Origin of the sequence: Mycobacterium sp. OAS707 (genome assembly GCF_014873705.1) — a bacterium.
Classification (GTDB): Bacteria; Actinomycetota; Actinomycetes; order Mycobacteriales; family Mycobacteriaceae; genus Mycobacterium.
The window spans coordinates 181,422-199,113 of sequence record NZ_JADBDS010000006.1 but is presented as its reverse complement, the minus strand read 5'-3'; the positions used below and the strand labels follow the sequence as shown (position 1 = coordinate 199,113).

Annotated in this window: 20 protein-coding genes; 7 read left to right on the top strand and 13 right to left on the bottom strand. The window is 66.8% G+C overall.

The window, feature by feature from the left end:
* The first annotated feature begins 62 nt into the window (after positions 1 to 62).
* Complete coding sequence (locus GGC64_RS32210) at positions 63 to 1,007, top strand: NADP-dependent oxidoreductase (RefSeq protein WP_192726671.1); 945 nt, start codon at positions 63 to 65, stop codon at positions 1,005 to 1,007.
* Here GGC64_RS32210 and GGC64_RS32205 read toward each other — a convergent pair.
* Positions 1,004 to 1,852, bottom strand: a complete 849-nt coding sequence (locus tag GGC64_RS32205) for a sigma-70 family RNA polymerase sigma factor (protein WP_192726670.1) — start codon at positions 1,850 to 1,852, stop codon at positions 1,004 to 1,006. The two genes, GGC64_RS32210 and GGC64_RS32205, sit on opposite strands and share 4 nt — an antisense overlap.
* Positions 1,853 to 1,939: 87 nt before the next feature.
* Here GGC64_RS32205 and GGC64_RS32200 point away from each other — a divergent pair, with 87 nt between their 5' ends.
* Positions 1,940 to 2,341 (top strand): hypothetical protein, encoded by a 402-nt coding sequence (locus GGC64_RS32200; RefSeq protein ID WP_192726669.1) that lies wholly within the window; start codon positions 1,940 to 1,942, stop codon positions 2,339 to 2,341.
* Here GGC64_RS32200 and GGC64_RS32195 read toward each other — a convergent pair.
* The 6 genes from GGC64_RS32195 to GGC64_RS32170 all read right to left on the bottom strand — a co-directional run bounded on the left by GGC64_RS32195 (position 2,314) and on the right by GGC64_RS32170 (position 7,664).
* Positions 2,314 to 2,988 (bottom strand): isoprenylcysteine carboxylmethyltransferase family protein, encoded by a 675-nt coding sequence (locus GGC64_RS32195; protein WP_192726668.1) that lies wholly within the window; start codon positions 2,986 to 2,988, stop codon positions 2,314 to 2,316. The two genes, GGC64_RS32200 and GGC64_RS32195, sit on opposite strands and share 28 nt — an antisense overlap.
* Before the next feature lie 12 nt (positions 2,989 to 3,000).
* Complete coding sequence (locus GGC64_RS32190) at positions 3,001 to 3,675, bottom strand: isoprenylcysteine carboxylmethyltransferase family protein (RefSeq protein WP_192726667.1); 675 nt, start codon at positions 3,673 to 3,675, stop codon at positions 3,001 to 3,003.
* 21 nt (positions 3,676 to 3,696) lie between these two features.
* Positions 3,697 to 5,319: an ABC transporter permease gene (locus GGC64_RS32185; RefSeq protein WP_192726666.1), complete on the bottom strand. Its 1,623-nt coding sequence runs from the start codon at positions 5,317 to 5,319 to the stop codon at positions 3,697 to 3,699.
* Positions 5,316 to 6,248, bottom strand: a complete 933-nt coding sequence (locus GGC64_RS32180; protein ID WP_192726665.1) for an ABC transporter ATP-binding protein — start codon at positions 6,246 to 6,248, stop codon at positions 5,316 to 5,318. The genes GGC64_RS32185 and GGC64_RS32180 overlap by 4 nt, the downstream gene beginning before the upstream one ends.
* Entirely contained in the window at positions 6,220 to 6,906 is a 687-nt protein-coding gene (locus GGC64_RS32175) for a TetR/AcrR family transcriptional regulator (protein WP_192726664.1), read from the bottom strand. The genes GGC64_RS32180 and GGC64_RS32175 overlap by 29 nt, the downstream gene beginning before the upstream one ends.
* A gap of 92 nt (positions 6,907 to 6,998) precedes the next feature.
* Positions 6,999 to 7,664, bottom strand: a complete 666-nt coding sequence (locus GGC64_RS32170; protein WP_192726663.1) for an O-methyltransferase — start codon at positions 7,662 to 7,664, stop codon at positions 6,999 to 7,001.
* Positions 7,665 to 7,917: 253 nt separating this feature from the next.
* On the opposite strand from GGC64_RS32170, the gene sigE reads away from it, so the two are divergent.
* From sigE to tatB, 4 genes are all read left to right on the top strand, one after another.
* Positions 7,918 to 8,628 (top strand): RNA polymerase sigma factor SigE, encoded by a 711-nt coding sequence (gene sigE / locus GGC64_RS32165; protein WP_225952804.1) that lies wholly within the window; start codon positions 7,918 to 7,920, stop codon positions 8,626 to 8,628.
* Between the two features lie 89 nt (positions 8,629 to 8,717).
* Positions 8,718 to 9,110: an anti-sigma E factor RseA gene (rseA, locus tag GGC64_RS32160; RefSeq protein ID WP_192726997.1), complete on the top strand. Its 393-nt coding sequence runs from the start codon at positions 8,718 to 8,720 to the stop codon at positions 9,108 to 9,110.
* Between the two features lie 73 nt (positions 9,111 to 9,183).
* A complete protein-coding gene (locus tag GGC64_RS32155; protein ID WP_192726661.1) occupies positions 9,184 to 10,677 on the top strand; it encodes a trypsin-like peptidase domain-containing protein in 1,494 nt (497 codons plus the stop codon).
* On the top strand, positions 10,677 to 11,069 hold the full coding sequence (tatB, locus tag GGC64_RS32150) for a Sec-independent protein translocase protein TatB (RefSeq protein ID WP_192726660.1): 393 nt from the start codon (positions 10,677 to 10,679) through the stop codon (positions 11,067 to 11,069). Before GGC64_RS32155 ends, tatB begins: the two co-directional genes overlap by 1 nt.
* A 4-nt stretch (positions 11,070 to 11,073) precedes the next feature.
* Here tatB and GGC64_RS32145 read toward each other — a convergent pair whose 3' ends face one another.
* From GGC64_RS32145 to GGC64_RS32130, 4 genes are all read right to left on the bottom strand, one after another.
* On the bottom strand, positions 11,074 to 12,216 hold the full coding sequence (locus GGC64_RS32145) for an Mrp/NBP35 family ATP-binding protein (RefSeq protein ID WP_192726659.1): 1,143 nt from the start codon (positions 12,214 to 12,216) through the stop codon (positions 11,074 to 11,076).
* A 34-nt stretch (positions 12,217 to 12,250) separates the two neighbouring features.
* A complete protein-coding gene (locus GGC64_RS32140) occupies positions 12,251 to 13,585 on the bottom strand; it encodes a lytic murein transglycosylase (RefSeq protein WP_192726658.1) in 1,335 nt (444 codons plus the stop codon).
* Positions 13,586 to 13,672: 87 nt separating this feature from the next.
* Positions 13,673 to 14,224 carry a DUF1003 domain-containing protein gene (locus tag GGC64_RS32135; protein WP_192726657.1) on the bottom strand — a complete coding sequence of 184 codons (552 nt, stop codon included), beginning with the start codon at positions 14,222 to 14,224 and terminating at the stop codon, positions 13,673 to 13,675.
* Positions 14,221 to 15,516, bottom strand: coding sequence for a magnesium transporter MgtE N-terminal domain-containing protein (locus tag GGC64_RS32130; RefSeq protein ID WP_192726656.1), 1,296 nt, complete (start codon positions 15,514 to 15,516; stop codon positions 14,221 to 14,223). The genes GGC64_RS32135 and GGC64_RS32130 overlap by 4 nt, the downstream gene beginning before the upstream one ends.
* A gap of 26 nt (positions 15,517 to 15,542) precedes the next feature.
* On the opposite strand from GGC64_RS32130, the gene GGC64_RS32125 reads away from it, so the two are divergent.
* Positions 15,543 to 16,511: a CoA ester lyase gene (locus GGC64_RS32125; protein ID WP_192726655.1), complete on the top strand. Its 969-nt coding sequence runs from the start codon at positions 15,543 to 15,545 to the stop codon at positions 16,509 to 16,511.
* Between the two features lies 1 nt (position 16,512).
* Here the strand turns inward: GGC64_RS32125 and GGC64_RS32120 are convergent, their stop codons facing one another.
* Both GGC64_RS32120 and GGC64_RS32115 read right to left on the bottom strand, forming a co-directional pair.
* A complete protein-coding gene (locus GGC64_RS32120; RefSeq protein WP_192726654.1) occupies positions 16,513 to 16,899 on the bottom strand; it encodes a DUF4190 domain-containing protein in 387 nt (128 codons plus the stop codon).
* 2 nt (positions 16,900 to 16,901) lie between these two features.
* The gene (locus tag GGC64_RS32115; RefSeq protein ID WP_192726653.1) at positions 16,902 to 17,684 is read right to left on the bottom strand and encodes a DUF4190 domain-containing protein; all 783 of its coding nucleotides are present in this window, start codon (positions 17,682 to 17,684) and stop codon (positions 16,902 to 16,904) included.
* Positions 17,685 to 17,692 lie beyond the last annotated feature (8 nt).

Genomic DNA, 17,692 nt, shown 5'->3' with positions numbered 1-17,692 from the left:
AAGCAAGTTGATGCAACCAGAAGTTGCTTTGACATCGAAGCAATCGAACGAAGGAGGAAATCATGAAGGCGCTCCGATACCACCGTTACGGCGACAGCGAGGTTCTGCAGTACGAGGAGGCCCCGCGTCCGGTGCCAGGCCCGCGAGAGGCGTTGGTGCAGGTGGCCGCCACCTCGTTCAACCCGGTCGATGCCGGCATCCGCGGCGGTTACCTGTCCGAGGTGTACCAGATCAGCTTCCCGCACATCCCCGGCGTGGACGTCGCGGGCACGATCGCCGAACTCGGTGCGGAAGTTCAGGGGTGGAACGTCGGCGACGCGGTCGTCGCGTTTCTGCCGCTGGATGCCGATGGCGCCGCCGCCGAGTATGCGCTCGTGCCTGCCGAGTTGCTGGCCGCCGCACCGCAGTCGGTGAATCTGGCCGACGCCGCCGCATTGCCGGTGGCCGCCTTGACGGCGTGGCAGGCCCTCTTCGAGATCGCGGGTTTGACGGCGGGACAGACGATTCTGATCAACGGTGCGTCAGGTGCGGTCGGCGGCTACGCGATTCAGTTGGCCAAGAGCGCCGGGGCCGTCGTGACCGCGACTGCCAAAGCGCGTGACGCCGAGCGTCTGCGCACATTGGGCGTCGACCGGATCGTCGACTACATCGACTACACGCACTCGCCGATCGATGTCGACGGTGCACCGTTCGACGTGGTGCTCAACCTGGTCAGCACCACCGACGAACAGACCGAAGCCCTCATCGGCGTGGTCGCCGGCGGCGGTTTCCACGTGGGCACCATGGTCTTCGGGCCGCAGAACCCCGGCCGGGGCGTCCGCACGCAGCGGATCTTCGTCCGCAGCGACGCAGCGCAACTCGCGGAGTTGGTCAGCCGAGTCGACGCCGGCCAACTGCGAGTTGAGGTCGCCGACCGCCGCCCGCTCGAGCAGGCCGCAACAGTGCACGCCGACTCCGACGCCGGCCGCCTGCACGGCAAGACGATCCTGTTGCCTGCCGAGCACTAATCCAACACAGCCAAACTGAAACGACTCAGCCGTTGCGGGTCGGCGTCGATGTCGATCTCGGTGATCTTGTCGCCGCCGACTCCAAAGCGCAGCACCAATGCCAGCCTCCCGTCGGGGGCCACCACGATGCCGACGGCGCCATCCACCAAAGCGGGCTCGGCGAACCGGGCGTTGGCTGAGAAAGCGCGGGCGTTGGTGGCCACGGCATGCGCGCCGCGGATTGTCGTCGCGGTGCCCGCTGCAGCGGCGTCGACGCGCAGCTCGACGTCGGCGTCGAGCACGTTCAGCAGCGCATCGAAATCACCGTCGCGTGCTGCGGCCAGAAACGCGTCGACGAGTTCGCGTTGGCGTACCAAATCTGTTGCAGGATCGGGAGTTTTACCGCGAACTCGACGCCTGGCCCGCGCCGCGAGTTGGGCAGCGGTGTTCTCGGTGCGGCCGACGATCGGTGCTATCTCGGCGTATGGCAGGTCGAACATGTCGTGCAGCACGAAGGCCAACCGTTCGGCGGGACTCAGTGTCTGCAGGATGACAAGTAGCGCCACGCCGATGGAGTCGGCAAGCACCGCTTCGGCTTCCGGGTCGACGCCCTCGCCGGCGATCGCGGCGGCATCGTCCAGCGGCTCCTGCGGGTGCGCGCTGCGGGCCCGCAGCATGTCCAGGCAGATTCGCGCGACGACGGTCGTCAACCAGCCGCGCATGTTGCGCACGTCGCTGATGTCGGCGCCCTGCATTCGCAGCCACGCCTCCTGCACCGCGTCCTCGGCCTCGCCCACCGATCCCAGCATTCGGTAGGCGACCGCCCGCAGATGTGCTCGGTGCTCCTCGAATGACTCGGCGGGCACGGCTCACCTCCTATGTCATATTCCGCCCGTTTGGTCCGTCATGGATATGACGGATGAGCGCCGATCGGCATGACACGGAGGACTGACATGAAGACGCTGAGGGCGGTTTTCGCGCTGCACGGCCTGATCACGCTGGCCGGTGCGGTCGTATTGACGGCATTCCCGCAAGCCATCCCGTCGATGGTGGGCATCACGCTCACGAGACCCGATTATCTGCTTGTCTATCTGGTCGCCGCGGCAGAACTGGCCGTGGCGGTGCTGTCATTCGGAGCCATCCGCGTCACCGACTGGGCTGCGCTGGGGTTGATCCTGACGACGCTCGTCGTGCTGCATGCGACGAGCGGTGTCCTCAACGTCCTCTACATGGCACTTACGCAACCGAACGCCACGATGATCTCGAACACGGTGTTGCGGTTCGCGGTCGTTGTGGTGTTGCTGGTTGTGTGGCGGGCGGCCCGTCGTCACCAGACGCCGGGCACCAGTCGGTAGTGCACCTTGTGCGTGTACTCGTCGTACCCGTCGAGCTCCTGGCGCAGCGCCTTCTCCTCGTCGAGAATTCGGGTGGCGAGTACAGCCAGCCCCGGAATGACGAACAGCAATCCCCAATACGATCCAAGAGCCAACGGCACGCCGATCATCAGCACCACGTTTCCGAAGTACATCGGGTGGCGGACAACGGAGTACACACCGGTCGACACCACCTTCTGCCCGGACTCGACAGTGATGTTCGCGGCAGCGTAGCCGTTTTGGATCGTCGTGATCATCGCGATCGAAAGCCCCACCCCGACCAGCACATCGCCGACCACCGAGATCGCCGCGGGCACCGCTGACCAACCGAAGCGGTAGTCCAATGCGCTCACCACGATCATCGCTGCCATCGAGACGAACGCGAACGTGATGATGACTTTCTGCAACGGCCGACTCTCCGCGGCGGGCCCTGCCTGCATACGTCGTTGCAGCGCAGCGGGATTCGTGGTCGCCAGGTACACACTCGGGATCATCGTGGCGAGCGCGAACACCACGATGAACGTCCAGCCTCGCCAGTAGTCGAACGTCCCGGCCGGTAGGAACACCAACAGCAGGAAGACGGCGAAGCCGACGACGGACGTCAACACTGCTCGGACGGCTGTCTTCATGACTCTCGTCTCTCACCAGACACCGGGCACCAGCCGGGAATGCACCTTCTCGGTGTACTCGCGGTAGCCGGTCAACCCTTCTGTCAACGCCTTCTCCTCGTCGACGATGCGGGCGGTGAACAGGATTGCGCTGAAGGGGACGACGACGAGGCCCCAATACGAGCCGAGTGCGAGAGGGAGGCCGATGAACATGAGGAGAGCACCGAAGTACATCGGATGTCGCACAAGGCCGTACAGCCCTGTGGACACCACCGTCTGCTCCGCGTCGACGGTGATGTTCGTAGCCGCGTAGTCATTTTGAGTGATCACCACCAGCGCGATGCCAAGTCCGGTCCACGTCATCAGGTTCCCAACGACCACCCATGTGGTGGGCACGTGCGACCAGCCGAACCGATGGTCGAACGCCGAGACGACTAGTAGCGCGAAGAACGCCAGCGCGATGCCGGTGATGACGACCTTCTGCACCGGCCTGGTTTCGTGCTGAGGTCCGGCGTTCATCCGCCTGCGAAGCACTGCGGGGTTCGTCAGTCCGACATACACCATGTAGAGCACCGAGAGCCCGACGAAGATGCCGAAGAAGATCCACGCCTGCCAGTAGTCGAATGTGCCTGCGGGCCAGAACAATGCCAGGGCCATCAGCGCCAGCGACAGAACGGATGACATCGTGGCTTGGAGTGCGGTTTTCATGATCCTTCCTTGTCGAGAGCGCTACACCGCGTCGCGGATGCGATAGACCCAGCAGGCGAGGACTGTCAGCGCCGCGGCACCGACGACCATCACCGTCAGTGCGCCTGCGGGAAAGTCCGTCGGCATCGTGGTCCGTCCCACCGGCGACAGGTCGATCAGCCAGCGGGGCAGTCTCAGCAGCGCGCCGAGGTACAGCGATGTGACGACGAATGTGACTGCGAGCCAACCGATCCAGGTATGGCGCACTGCGACGGCCAAGGCCGCGACGCCTGCGATCACCGCCATCGCCGGCAGGTGAGCGAGACCGGTCAACGTCAACTTCGCGATGGTTGCGGGCTCGCCGAGCGTCAGGCCCGCCCCGAGCCCGTTGCCAAGACCCGCGAAGAACATCAACACCGCGGAGCCGACGAGCGCGGCCGCGACAGCGGTCAGCAACCAGCGCCACCTCGACACCGCGCCGGCCAACACCGCCTCGCCGAGGCCCGATTGTTCGTCGTTGTACACCCGCAGCACGGCGCTGACGACATACGCGCTGGCGGCGGCCGCGAGGAACTGCGTCATCGTCATGTAGACGCCGTCGGTGCCCTGGGCAGTCAGCACCCTGGCGAGCAGCGGGTTGTCCTTCGCCGCGTCCAGCAGCGACTTGGTCATGGAGCCAAAGGCCAAGCCGCCCAGGAACAGTCCGACGGTCCAGCCGATGATCTGGCCGCGCTGCAGCGTCATGTGCAGGGCGAACACGCCGGAGATCGGCCGCGCGTTCGGCTTCTCGCCGGTTGACGGGATCACCCCGGCGTCGTACTGCCTGCTGCCTTCCAGCCAGGCGGCCAGCGCCATCAGTGCGATCGTCAGCGCGACAAGCATCGTGAACGGCCACCAGCGCAAGTCGACGAACGCGCGCATCTGCTGGGCCCATGCGATGGGGGAGAACCAGCTCAGCGCGGACCCGGAGTTGTCGATGACGTCACCGATGCCGCGCACCAACGCCGCCACGGCAAGCACCGCCATCGCCGCACCGGTCGCAGTCCGCGCCTGGCGCCACAGTTGCGCCGTGACCGCGGCCACCGCACCGAAAACCATGGCCACCCCGGTGATGCCGAGGCACATCGCGGCAGTGTCTGCGAACGAGAAGCCCGTCGATGCCATCGCCACCGTCATGGTCACTGCGAGGACGGCGTTCACGCCTGCGACGAGGATCAACGCGGCCCAGGTTCGCGCGTAGCGTCCGACCACCGACGACGAAACCAGTTCCGCGATGCCGTTTTCTTCCTCGGCGCGGGTGTGCCGGATGACGGTGGTGATGGCGAGGATCGACGCCGCGATGATCAGCGTCAGCATCAGCTCGTTTGCCATCATCGCGCCGAGGTCGGTCTCGTTTCCGCCAAACATCGGTCCGCCCAACATCATTCCGGCGGGTGTCTTGAGCAGGTTCACCCGCGCGAGCCGCTGCGGCTCCTCGGGGTAGGCGAGCTTCACCGCGTTTGGCGCATACACCATCATCAGCGTCAGCGCCGCCACCCATACCGACAGCCGAACCCGGTCGCGCCGCAACGCGAGTCGCAGCAGGCTCGCTGCTCCGGTGAGCGACGATCCCTGCCGCGCCGCTTCGTGCCGGCCCGCACGGGTCGCAACGGTCGTGGTGGTCATCGGTTCACCCCCTGATACTCGCGCAGAAACAGATCCTCCAGCGACGCCGGTGCCACCGTCAGTTCGGCGATGCCGAGATCGGTGAGGTGCTCCATGACGAAGTCGAGCTCATTGCGGTCAACGGAGAACCGGACGTGCGCGTCCTCGACTGCGAAGTCGTGTACATACGGAAGGTCTTGCAGCACACCGGCATCGCCGCGGGTGCGCACGGTGATCGTGGTGCGCATCAGGTGTCGCAGGTCGTCGAGCGTACCGGATTTCACCGCACGGCCCGCGCGGATGATCGTGACGTTGTCGCAGAGCTTCTCCACCTCGGCAAGGATGTGGCTGGACAGCAGCACCGCAGCGCCCTGCTTCGTGACCTCCTCCACGCAGGTCTGAAATGCCTTCTCCATCAACGGATCCAGGCCAGAAGTGGGTTCGTCGAGGATGTAGAGCTCGGCGTTGGTCGAGAATGCGGCGATGATCGCCACCTTCTGCCGGTTGCCCTTGGAGTAGGTGCGCGCCTTTTTGTGTGGGTCGAGTTCGAACCGCTCGATCAACTCGTCGCGGCGCCTGGTGTCGACGCCGTTACCGCGCAGGTGGACAAGGAAGTCGATGGCCTGAAGACCGGTCAGGTTGGGCCACAACGTGACATCGCCCGGCACGTAAGCGATTCGCCGGTGCAGTCCCACCGCGTCCTGCCAGGGGTCGCCGCCGAGCAGTCGGACGGTGCCGCTGTCTGCGCGCAGTAGGCCCAGCAGCACCCGGATCGTGGTGGACTTGCCCGCACCGTTCGGGCCGAGGAATCCGGTGATGTCACCCGGGGCGACCGTCAGGTCGAGACCGTCGAGCGCCTTGGTGCGGCCGAACGACTTGGACAGGCCCCGGATTTCGACAGCGAGCTGCGACCGCGAAGTGTCAGCTCGTTGCAGAGATGCCGCCGTCATTGTGCTCTCCTTCATTGGATGTGAACGGAATACCTTTTTCACGCGCCTCGAGGAATGCGTCGTACATGGTTGAGTCCGTCATCAGGCCCTCGGTGTAGAGCTCGAGGGCGGGCAGGATCATCTCCTCGCCGTAATCGCGAAGGACGGCGCGCAGATCGGTTGGGGTTGGGTGCATTTGGATGTAGAGAAAGAATCCGCCGCCACCGGTCAGGCCGAGAAACTTGGCGCGGGCACTCGGATCGCGGCTGGGCTTGAGTAGGCCGGTTCGCACACCCTCTTCGAGATACTCCTCGCCGTTGTCGATCATCCTCTGCCACAGCATCTTTGCCAGCTCGCTGCCCGACTGCATGCTGCGCACCAGGTAGGCCATCATCGGCGCGTACGACTCCATCTCGGCCATCTGCCGAAACCAGTCGGCCGGATCTCTGGTCTGCATCGAAGCGGACTTGCCGGTGCGGATCTCCTCGGCGATGTAGTCGTCGCAGGCCTTGCGCAGGCCGTCTTTGGAGCCGAAGTGATGAATCACCAGTGCGGCGGACACGCCAGCGGACTCGGCGATGCTGCGAAGCCCGACGTTGAAGCCGTGCTCACCCCACTGTTCGATCGCGGCGTCGCGGATCCGGGCGACGGCCGTGCGATCGTCTGACGCTGAACGCATGTTTAGTACACTAAACACGCGTTCAGTGCACAGTCAAGGATCTACCCCGTCAGAAATCCGTAAAGATCGCGATTTGGGGTGCGGAAGAAAATTCAGTCGCGCGCGGCGGCCAGCAGGCCGTCGCCGAGCGGGATGAGCACCGGCGTCAGCCGCTCATTCTCGGCGATCAGTCGCGCCGCCTCGCGCACAGCGCTGACCTCGGCATCCTTGGCGTTCGCGTCGCCGGCACGCCCGCCCAGTGCCGCGCGATGCACCACGATCGCGCCGCCGGGCCGCAGCAGTCGCACGCCCTCTTCGACGAACTGCGGCTGGTCGACCGGATCGCCGTCGATGAACACCAGGTCGTAGGACTCGTCGGCCAGCCGGGTCAGGACCTCCTGAGCACGGCCCACGATCAACCGTGTCCGCGACGGGCCGACGCCCGCCTCGGTGAAGGCCTGCTTGGCCAGCCGCTGATGCTCGGGTTCGACGTCGATGGTGGTCAGCACGCCGTCTTCACGCATCCCTGAGAGCAACCACAGCCCGCTGACGCCCGCGCCCGTGCCCACTTCGACCACTGCCTTGGCGCCGGTCAGCTTCGCCAGCACGCAGAGCAGCGCACCGACCGCGGGGGTGACTGCGCCTGCGCCGATGTCCACGGCCCGCTCACGGGCGGCGGCGACGATCGCGTCCTCGGAGATCGAGCCCTCGGCGTGGCTGACGATCGACTCGGGCCGGCTCTGCGGTCCGCCCCCGATGACGTCGTCGATGCCGGCCATGCCCGCAGCGTAGAGCGAACCCATGTGGGCCGCAGCCGCGACACGCCCGTCCCGATCGCCAGAATCACAGCCTGCGCAAACCCGTTTGTGCTGGTCGGAAAACGGGTAACGAATGTTCTCAGGAAAAGTTCAGTTTGCTCATATGCCAAGCACACCCCAGTCGGAGAGCGTATCTCGCATGGAACACGGCGGACGCTGGCGTTATGGGAATAGGCACGTGGACAAACGCGTTTCCGCCGACATCGAGCCGTCGATGATCAGTGACGGCTGTGACAGCGATGATCGGCTCGCGCGAAGAGCCGAAACAACGGAGGATCCGACGACCACCACCAAGCTGGCCCCAGTCTCGATGGCCCATCTCGAGCAGTACACCGACGGAAACTGGGTAGAGCCGTCCGACGAGTTGACCGGAACCGCGGTATTCGACGCCACCGGCGACGCGACCACGATGCCGTCCTGGGACGAGCTGGTCCGTCAGCACGCCGACCGGGTGTACCGGCTGGCATATCGGCTGTCGGGTAATCAGCACGACGCCGAGGATCTGACGCAGGAGACGTTCATCCGCGTCTTCCGGTCGGTGCAGAACTACCAGCCAGGCACCTTCGAGGGCTGGCTGCACCGCATCACCACGAACCTGTTCCTGGACATGGTCCGCCGCCGCGGCCGCATCCGGATGGAGGCGCTGCCCGAGGACTATGACCGGGTGCCTGCCGACGAGCCGAACCCCGAGCAGATCTACCACGATTCGCGGCTGGGCCCCGACCTGCAGGCCGCACTGGACTCGCTGCCGCCGGAGTTCCGCGCCGCCGTGGTCCTGTGCGACATCGAAGGCCTGTCCTACGAGGAAATCGGTGCCACGCTGGGCGTCAAGCTCGGCACTGTGCGCAGCCGAATCCACCGCGGACGCCAGGCGCTGCGCGACTACCTGGCCAGCCACTCGGACGACACGGCGAAATCGGCCTGAGGTTCGCGGGTGTGGCCCACAGGCTGCCGCGCTACATTCAATCCAGGACCGTCGTTTGCGACGTGAACAAGAACGAGAGGAGCTGGGTGATGGTGGACCCGGGACATGTGTTCCGCCGTGCGTTCTCCTGGCTGCCCGCTCAGTTCGCCTCGCAGAGCGATGCGCCGGTCGGGCCCCGGCAATTCGGCTCCACCGAGCACCTGTCGATCGAGGCGGTCGCGGCGTTCGTCGACGGTGAACTGCGGATGACCGCGCACCTGCGCGCCGCACATCACCTGTCGTTGTGCCAGGAGTGCGCGGCCGAGGTCGAGGCCCAGCGTCAGGCCCGCGCCGCCTTGCGGGATTCCGGCTCCATCGCCATCCCGACATCTCTGCTGGGCATGTTGTCCCAGATCCCGCACGCTCCACCCGCACCGCCCGACGAAGCGGATCAGCCTCAGTTTGCTGACGGCACACCGCGGTATCGGCGCAGGCGCCGGTAGGGTGAATGCGAAATGACGCGCGCCGGGCGCCCACTTTTCGGGCGGGCGCTCCCATAACGAGGGTGATGAACGGGTGACCAATCTGGACCAGTCCGGGCGTGAGCGCCTAGAGCCGCGCCCTGTGTCGCGTCCACCTGTCGATCCTGCGGCGCGTCGCGCGTTCGGCAGGCCCGAGGGCGTCGACGGGTCGTTCGTGGGTCTGGACCGCTATCGCAACCAAGCCGAGTACACGCCGAAGGACAAAAAGCCCGACCCGGTGCTGGCCGAGGCGTTCGGCAGGCCCTACGCGGGTGGCGATTCACTGCAGCGGCACCCTGCCGACGCGGGCGCGCTTGAGGCTGAACGCGACGGCGCCGGTCCTGACGACGCCGACGACCCTTGGCGCAATCCTGGGGCCGCGGCGGCCCTCGGCACTCCTGCGCTGCCGCAGACCGCGCCTGCAACGTCATATGCCGCGACGGGCAAGCTCGGCGTGCGCGATGTGCTGTTCGGCGGCCGGGTCTCCTACGTCGCGCTGGCGGTCCTGGCGATCCTGGCGCTGGTGGTCGGCATCGGCGGCGGCTGGGTGGGTCGCAAGACGGCTGAAGTCGTCGAGGCGTTCACCACGTCAAAGGTCACGCTGGAAACCAGCAACAACGACGCGCCTCCGCCCGGACAGTTCGCGAAAGTGGCTGCCGCGATTGCTGATTCGGTGGTGACGGTCGAAGCCGTCAGCGATTCCGAGGGCTCACAGGGCTCGGGCGTCGTGGTCGACGGCCGCGGCTACATCGTCACCAACAACCACGTCATCTCCGAGGCTGCGGCCAACCCGAGCCAGTACAAGATCTCGGTGGTGTTCAACGACGGCAAGGAAGTACCCGCCAATCTCGTTGGCCGCGACCCGAAGACAGATCTGGCCGTGCTGAAGGTCGACAACGTCGACAACCTGTCGGTGGCCAAGCTCGGCGACTCCGAGAAGCTGGTCGTCGGCGATGAGGTGATTGCCGCCGGCGCACCGCTGGGTCTGCGCAGCACGGTCACCCACGGGATCATCAGCGCGCTGCACCGTCCGGTGCCGCTGTCCGGTGACGGCTCGGACACCGACACCGTGATCGACGGCGTGCAGACCGACGCATCGATCAACCACGGCAACTCCGGTGGCCCGCTGATCAACATGAACGCCGAAGTGATCGGCATCAACACCGCAGGAAAGTCGTTGTCCGACAGCGCAAGCGGCCTCGGTTTCGCGATCCCGGTCAACGAGGTCAAAAAGACCATCGACGCGCTGATCAAGGACGGCAAGATCGCCCACCCGACGCTGGGCCTGACCGCCCGCTCGGTGAGCAACGACATCGCGTCGGGCGCGCAGGTGGCCAACGTGAAGGCGGGCGGGCCCGCCGAGAAGGGCGGCATCCTCGAGAACGATGTCGTCGTCAAGGTCGGCAACCGCACGGTCGCAGATGCCGACGAATTCGTTGTTGCGGTGCGCCAGTTGACAATTGGTCAAGAGTCGCCGATCGAGGTGGTCCGCGACGGCCGTCACGTGACGCTGATGGTCACCCCGGGCGCTGACACTCCAACGACATAATGTTCGCGAACGTGGGCTGGGGCGAGATGCTGGTCCTGGTGATCGCCGGCCTGGTGATCCTCGGGCCAGAACGGCTGCCCGGCGCGATCCGATGGACCTCGGGTGCGCTGCGCCAGGCGCGCGACTACATCAGCGGCGCCACCAGTCAACTACGCGACGACCTCGGCCCGGAATTCGAGGATCTGCGCGAGCCGCTGAGCGAGCTCAACAAGTTGCGTGGCATGACGCCGAGGGCCGCACTGACGAAACACCTTCTCGACGGCGATGATTCGATCTTCACCGGAAAATTCGACAAGCCTGCGACCAGCGCGGAAAAGCCAGTGTCGGCGCCTGCGCCCGTCGCGCAGCCGGAGCCGCCCGCCTCGACGCCGTTCGACACCGACGCGACGTGAGCGCCTAGCGGCCCGCGGGGTCCAGACCCAGCGACATGCCCGCAAGCCCACGCTTACGCGAGGACAGCGCGTCGGCGATCTTGCGCAGCTCCTTGCCCGCGGCCGAATCCGGGGCCGACAACACCAGCGGCACACCGTCATCGCCTGCCGCGACCAGTGCAGGGTCCAGTGGCACCTGGCCGAGCAACGGCACATCCGCGCCAACCGAACGCGACAGCGATTCGGCGACCTGCTTGCCGCCGCCTTCACCGAAGATCTGCATCGTGGTTCCGTCGGGCATCAGCAGCCCCGACATGTTCTCCACCACGCCGGCGATGCGCTGCTTGGTCTGCAGCGCGATCGCGCCGGCCCGCTCGGCGACCTCGGCGGCGGCCAGCTGCGGCGTCGTCACCACCAGAATGTCGGCGCCGGGGATCAGCTGCGCGACCGAGATCGCGATGTCGCCGGTGCCCGGCGGCAAGTCCAGCAGCAGTACGTCGAGGTCACCCCAGTACACGTCGGCCAGGAATTGCTGTAGCGCGCGGTGCAGCATCGGCCCGCGCCACACCACGGGGGTGTTGCCCTGGGTGAACATCGCGATCGAGATGACCCGAACGTCGTGGGCGACCGGCGGCAGGATCATCGACTCCACCTGGGTAGGCCGGTCGGTGGTGCCCATCATCCGCGGCACCGAGTGGCCGTAGATATCGGCGTCGAGCACGCCGACGGACAACCCGCGCGCGGCCATCGCGGCAGCCAGATTGACCGTGACGCTCGACTTGCCGACGCCGCCCTTACCGGACGCGACGGCGTACACGCGGGTCAGTGAACCGGGTTGGGCGAACGGGATGACCGGTTCGCGGGCGTCGCCGCGCAGTTGCTTGCGAAGCTCGGTGCGCTGCTCGTCGTTCATCACATCGAGGCTGACCTTGACGGCGCCGGTGCCCGGCACGTCCGCCACAGCCAGGGTGACGCGCTCGGAGATCTCGGCCTTCTTCGGACAGGCCGAGGTGGTCAGGTACACCTCGACGTGCACGCCACCATCGGCCTCGACGGTGACGTTCTTGACCATGCCGAGTTCGGTGATCGGGCGGCGTAGCTCGGGGTCGATCACCTTGGCCAGCGCGGCGCGGATCGCCGATTCCAGGTCAGTGGGAGTTTGAGACATCGGCATCGAGTCTAGGCCGACCCCACGGTCCTCTTTAACCAGCAGGTCCCGGCGCAGGCCCCAGCGCCGGTGGCAGCACCGCCGGCTGCTCAGCCGGCGCGGTCTCGGTCGCGGGCTGCTCGGGTGCCATCGCGGGCACGGCCGGCTGCGGGGCCTGCGGCATCAGCATCTGCGCATCACCAGGCACCGCGGCCGCGCTCGGGGCGGGCGCGGTCGGGGTGATACAGAACACCGCGCACCCGGCAGGCCGCGACGGCGGTTCCTGGACGGTCTGCTGCGGTTGCATCCACGGCGGCAGCCACGGCGGTGGCGCCGACTGCTCGGGCTCCGGTTGCTGTGCGACGACCAGCGGCGCGGGTCCCGGCAGCGGGCCAGGCAGGGGCCCGAGGGCGAGCTGGCTGGCGAGGTCACCGCGACCCATCATCGGAATCAAGGCCAACGGGTCGTTGGCCGGCAGCCCGAGAGCGTTCTCCGGCAGGCCGGGGCCGAGGCCTTGGTAGTTGTCCAGGTGGGCGTCGCCAAGCGGCGGCACCGGCCCGGTGATCGGCGGCAGGTCAACCGGCACCACGCCGGTTGCGTAGGCCGCGGCCCAGCCCAGCACATTGCGGGCGTAGGCGATCGAATTGTTGTAGCGCAGGATCGCGGCCATCACTTGGCTCGGATCACGCAGATTCAGTCCGCCGCTGCAAAGATAGCGAGCCGCCGCCAGCGAAGCGTCGTACACGTTTTGCACGTCGGCCTTGCCGTCGCCGTCGCCGTCGCTGGCGTAGCGGGACCAGGTGCCGGGCAGGAACTGCATCGGGCCCATCGCCCTGGCATATGTCACTCGGTCTGCGGCGCGGCTCTGCACGATGACCTCGTTGCCGGGCAGCGTGCCATCGAGTGACGGCCCGTAGATCGGCCGCACCGAAGTGCCTTGCGAATCGGTGGCGCCGCCGTTGGCGTGCAGCGATTCGATGCGACCGATGCCCGCCAAAAGGTTCCAACTCACACCGCAGGTTGGATACGCGGCAGCCATCATCCGCTCGGCGTTGCGGTACGCGGACAACACGATGGCCGGAATGCGAAGCGACCCAGGCGAATTCACCACTGCCGACGGCGGGGGAGCCGACACCGTCGACGCGGCGATGTGGAACGCGGTAGGCGTCTTGGTGACCGCTACCACCGAAGCCCCGGAGCGGTTGCCTGACGACTGAACCGAAGCCAGCGGCGTCACGGCTGCGTCGCGCACCGGTGTCGGCGCCGACGCACCGACGGCGCCGGCGAGGATGAACGGGGTGATGATGGCAACGCCGAAGACAGGCTTGCGTACGGCTCGCCCTGCTCGGCGCTGCGCTGCCTCGAGGGCGGCTCGTCCCCCTATGTGCACTCAACCGTCCTTGGTGTGCGGTGAATGGTGAACCAAGTCACCATAGGTGATTCTCGATTCGAGCGTTGTAGCAATGGCTTAAGCCGGTTAGCTCGGTCTTTTGGTGCGCCGCTCCGAACCGTCGGGCTTGGTCGTCGCCTCCCCGTCCGTCGGCGGTTGCTTCGGCTGCAGTGCAACCAGCAGTTCGCGCAATTCCTCGAGTTCGCGCCTCAGGTAGTCGCGGGTGGCGACCTCACCGACGGCCAGCCGCAGAGCTGCCAGCTCACGGGCCAGATACTCGGTGTCGGCTTTGGTTCGTTCGGCGCGGCGGCGGTCCTCTTCCAGCGCCACCCGGTCGCGGTTTTCCTGCCGGTTCTGGGCCAGCAGGATCAGCGGCGCCGCGTAGGCGGCCTGGGTGGAGAACGCCAGGTTGAGCAGGATGAACGGATACGGATCCCACCGCAGCTTGACCGCGAACAGGTTCAGCGAGATCCAGACGATCACCACGATGGACTGCCACAGCAGGAAGCGGCCGGTGCCGAGGAATCGCGCGATCGATTCGCTGAATCGCCCCACCGCCTCCGCATCGACGTTCAGCGAGAAGCGGCTACGCGACGTGCGGGGGGTGTCCAGCCGCTGGCGCGCCGACAAGTCGCTCATGGGAGCTCCCTTTCGGCGCCGGACAGCTCGGGTTCTTCGCGTTCACGCCAGTCGTCGGGCAGCAGGTGGTCGAGGACGTCGTCGACGGACACCGCGCCCAGCAGGTGGTTCTCCTCGTCGACAACCGGGCCGCAGACCAGGTTGTAGGCAGCGAAATAGCGGGTCACCGCCGCGAGCGGGTCCTGAGGGCTCAGGCTCGGCAGATCTTTGTCGAGGATGCCGCTGACCAGCTCGGCCGGCGGCTCGCGAAGCAGCCGCTGCAGGTGCACGCAACCCAGGTAGTGCCCGGTCGGGGTGGCCGTTGGCGCGCGGGTGACGAAGACCAGTGAAGCGACCGCGGGGGTGAGGTCGGGGTCGCGAACCCTGGCGAGCGCTTCGGCGACGGTGTTGTCGGGTGCGAGCACCACCGGTTCCGACGTCATCAAGCCGCCCGCCGTGTCCGGCGAGTGGCTCAGCAGCCGCCGCACGTCCTCGGAATCCTCGGGATCCATCCGCCTCAGGAACTGCTCGGCGTCTGCCGGCGTCATCGTGCCGAGCAGGTCGGCGGCGTCGTCGGGATCCATCGCTTCGAGCACGTCGGCCGCCCGCTCGGTCTCCAACCGCCGCAGCACCTCGGCCTGCTCGTCCTCGGGCAGCTCCTGCAGCACGTCGGCGAGCCGCTCGTCGTCCAGCGCCCTGACCACCTCGAGGCGCCGCTTCTCCGGCAGTTCGCGAATCGCTTCGGCGACCTCGATCGGCCGCTGGCCCGCGAATAGTTCGAGCAGTTGGCCGACGCCCTGGTCGGGCATCGCCAACCCGGACGGTGTCAGCCCCTGCACCCGATTCCAGTCGGCAATCGCGACATTGGAGCGTCGGCCGAGCCGACGTTGCGGCCGCACGGCGACCCTGGTGACGACCCAATCCCTGGTGCGGGTCTGTTCGATGCCGAGGTCGACCACGACGACGTCGATTCCGGCCAGCTCCGGCAGGTCGGGATCATCGACGCGGACACGGGTTTCGATCACTTCGCCGAGCACCAACACCTCGTTGGGCCGCTGCGAGAAGCGACGAAGCGAGACGTTGCCCGTCGCCAGTGTGACTGCGCTCGGTTCGATGGCGGTGACCCGCAGAATCGGAACGAAAATCCTTCGGCGGGTGAGCAATTCGACGACGAGGCCGAGCACGCGCGGCTGGTGGCGGGCCACACCGATGCTGATCACCACATCGCGGACACGGCCGATGGACTCGCCGTCGGGGCCCAGCACCACCATCCCCGCGAGCCGGGCCGCATAGACCCTGTTCACCGCTGCCATGTCTGTAGAGAGTAGAGAGTAGGGCTGTGGAAAATGCTTATCGGCCCCGTCGAACCTGCCTCTCGGTTCCTGGCAGCAACCCCAAGATGATCGAGAAGGCAAAGAATCTGCCCGCCGATGAGGTGTTCCTCGACCTCGAGGACGCCGTCGCACCCGACGCCAAGGCCGAGGCGCGCACGCAGGTCGCGCTCGCGCTCGCCGAACCGGGATGGGCGGGCCAGCTGCGCGGGGTGCGGGTCAACGACTGGACGACGCCATGGACGTACGCCGACGTGATCGAGGTGGTTTCGACTGTCGCTTCTGCAAAGGACGCGGCGCTCGACATTGTCGTGCTGCCCAAGGTGACTGACGTCTCGCACATCCACGCGCTCGACCTGCTGCTGAGCCAGCTCGAGACCACGCACGGACTCCCGGTGGGCCGCATCGGAATTGAGGCGCAGATCGAAAATGCCAAGGGGCTGACCAACATTGACGCGATCGCGGCGGCGCCGAGGATGCAGGCGCTGATCCTCGGGCCCGCGGATATGGCGGCAAGCCTCAACATGCGGACCCTGGAGGTGGGTGAGCAGCCGGAGGGTTACGACGTCGGCGACGCGCATCACCACGTGTTGATGCGAATCCTGGTCGCCGCCCGCACGCACGGGGTTCTCGCCATCGACGGGCCATATCTGAAAGTGCGTGATGTAGCCGGTTTCCGGCGGGTGGCAGGACGGTCGGCCGCGCTGGGGTACGACGGCAAGTGGGTGTTGCACCCCGATCAGATCGAGGCGGGCAATGAGGTTTTCAGCCCGCGACAGCAGGATTACGACCACGCCGAGCTGATTCTCGAGGCCTACGAGTGGCATACGTCGCGGGCAGGCGGCGCGCGTGGCGCGGTGATGCTCGGCGACGAGATGATCGACGAGGCCAGCCGCAAAATGGCGTTGGTGATCGCGGCGAAGGGCCGGGCCGCGGGCCTGGCGCGCACGACCGAGCCGTTCTCCCCGCCCAGTTAGCTCAGGGCGCCCACTGCCAGCCGCTGGCGTAGATGCTGATCGACAACAGCAGGTAGGCCACCCACCCGGCGACCGCGAGGCCACCGATGATGGTGCCGACCAGCGCGAGCACATAGCCGTCCTGGCCGGTGCGCTTGGTCTCGCGCATGCCGATGATCCCGAGGACCAGACCCGCGATCGACGGCAGGCCGCAGCACACCAGCCCCAGCAGCGACGTGACAAGCGCCGCGATCGCTTTGCCGTTCGTGCCAGGAGGTTTCATGGGCCGGTACGGGTCGTAGCCCGGGTAACCGGTCGCGCCAGGATACGGCGGCGGATAGACCGGAGGCGGCAATCCGGCGTCGGCCGGATAGTCGACAGGCGGCTGCTCGGGCTGGCTCTCGGTCATCGTCAGCTGTTGAACGCCAACACCATGAAGATGAAGCCGACGATCAGTGACACCGCGCCGATGGCAATGCCCGCGATCGCCAAACCGCGTCCCTGTTCTCGAGACTGCTTGATCTGATTCATCGCAACGATGCCGAGGACGATCCCGGCGATCGAACCGAGCCAGCACACGAAGCCGACGAATGATGCGATGAGCGAGGCGATCGCCATCGTGTTCGTCTTCTGCGGGGGTGGTCCGTAAATCGAGTAGTCGGGCGCCGGATAGCCGGTCGGCGGTGGGCCGTAGCCCATAGGCGGCGGCGGATAGCCCGGCGTCGGCGCCCCATAGGGCGGCGCCCCGTACTGAGGTGTCCCGTACTGCGGCGGCGGCGGATACGACGGCACGCCGTAGCCGGGCGCACCGGGGTACGGCGGGGGAGGGTAGCCCGGCTGGGCAGCGCCAGGCGCGGGATAGTCCGTCGGCGCCGAATAGTCGGGCGGCGGAAAGCCGGGGTAGCCCGGCTGTTGGGGATAGCTGGGCGCGTCGTACACCGGCGGAGGGGTGTAGGCCGGAGGCGGGGTGTAGCCGGGCTGCTGGATCTGTTGCGTCGCGTCGGGCTGCGCTATCTGTTGCGTCGCGTCGGACTGCTGGATCTGCTGCGTCGCGTCGGACTGCGCGGAGCCGGCAGGGTTGTCCGCGGACTGCTCGATCGGGGGCGCCTCATAACCCCCGGACGCCGGCTCCGACGCCCCGTCGTTGGAGTCCGATGATGGCGTTTGGCCTGCGTCGTCGCCCGGATTTGTCATGCTGATCA

Excerpts from the sequence above, each read along its gene's own strand:
- GGC64_RS32210 (WP_192726671.1), top strand. The coding sequence starts at position 63 with ATGAAGGCGCTCCGATACCACCGTTACGGCGACAGCGAGGTTCTGCAG.
- GGC64_RS32200 (WP_192726669.1), top strand. The coding sequence starts at position 1,940 with ATGAAGACGCTGAGGGCGGTTTTCGCGCTGCACGGCCTGATCACGCTG.
- GGC64_RS32195 (WP_192726668.1), bottom strand. The coding sequence starts at position 2,988 with ATGAAGACAGCCGTCCGAGCAGTGTTGACGTCCGTCGTCGGCTTCGCC.
- GGC64_RS32190 (WP_192726667.1), bottom strand. The coding sequence starts at position 3,675 with ATGAAAACCGCACTCCAAGCCACGATGTCATCCGTTCTGTCGCTGGCG.
- GGC64_RS32185 (WP_192726666.1), bottom strand. The coding sequence starts at position 5,319 with ATGACCACCACGACCGTTGCGACCCGTGCGGGCCGGCACGAAGCGGCG.
- GGC64_RS32180 (WP_192726665.1), bottom strand. The coding sequence starts at position 6,248 with ATGACGGCGGCATCTCTGCAACGAGCTGACACTTCGCGGTCGCAGCTC.
- GGC64_RS32175 (WP_192726664.1), bottom strand. The coding sequence starts at position 6,906 with ATGCGTTCAGCGTCAGACGATCGCACGGCCGTCGCCCGGATCCGCGAC.
- GGC64_RS32170 (WP_192726663.1), bottom strand. The coding sequence starts at position 7,664 with ATGGCCGGCATCGACGACGTCATCGGGGGCGGACCGCAGAGCCGGCCC.
- sigE (WP_225952804.1), top strand. The coding sequence starts at position 7,918 with ATGATCAGTGACGGCTGTGACAGCGATGATCGGCTCGCGCGAAGAGCC.
- rseA (WP_192726997.1), top strand. The coding sequence starts at position 8,718 with ATGGTGGACCCGGGACATGTGTTCCGCCGTGCGTTCTCCTGGCTGCCC.
- tatB (WP_192726660.1), top strand. The coding sequence starts at position 10,677 with ATGTTCGCGAACGTGGGCTGGGGCGAGATGCTGGTCCTGGTGATCGCC.
- GGC64_RS32145 (WP_192726659.1), bottom strand. The coding sequence starts at position 12,216 with ATGTCTCAAACTCCCACTGACCTGGAATCGGCGATCCGCGCCGCGCTG.
- GGC64_RS32135 (WP_192726657.1), bottom strand. The coding sequence starts at position 14,224 with ATGAGCGACTTGTCGGCGCGCCAGCGGCTGGACACCCCCCGCACGTCG.
- GGC64_RS32130 (WP_192726656.1), bottom strand. The coding sequence starts at position 15,516 with ATGGCAGCGGTGAACAGGGTCTATGCGGCCCGGCTCGCGGGGATGGTG.
- GGC64_RS32120 (WP_192726654.1), bottom strand. The coding sequence starts at position 16,899 with ATGACCGAGAGCCAGCCCGAGCAGCCGCCTGTCGACTATCCGGCCGAC.
- GGC64_RS32115 (WP_192726653.1), bottom strand. The coding sequence starts at position 17,684 with ATGACAAATCCGGGCGACGACGCAGGCCAAACGCCATCATCGGACTCC.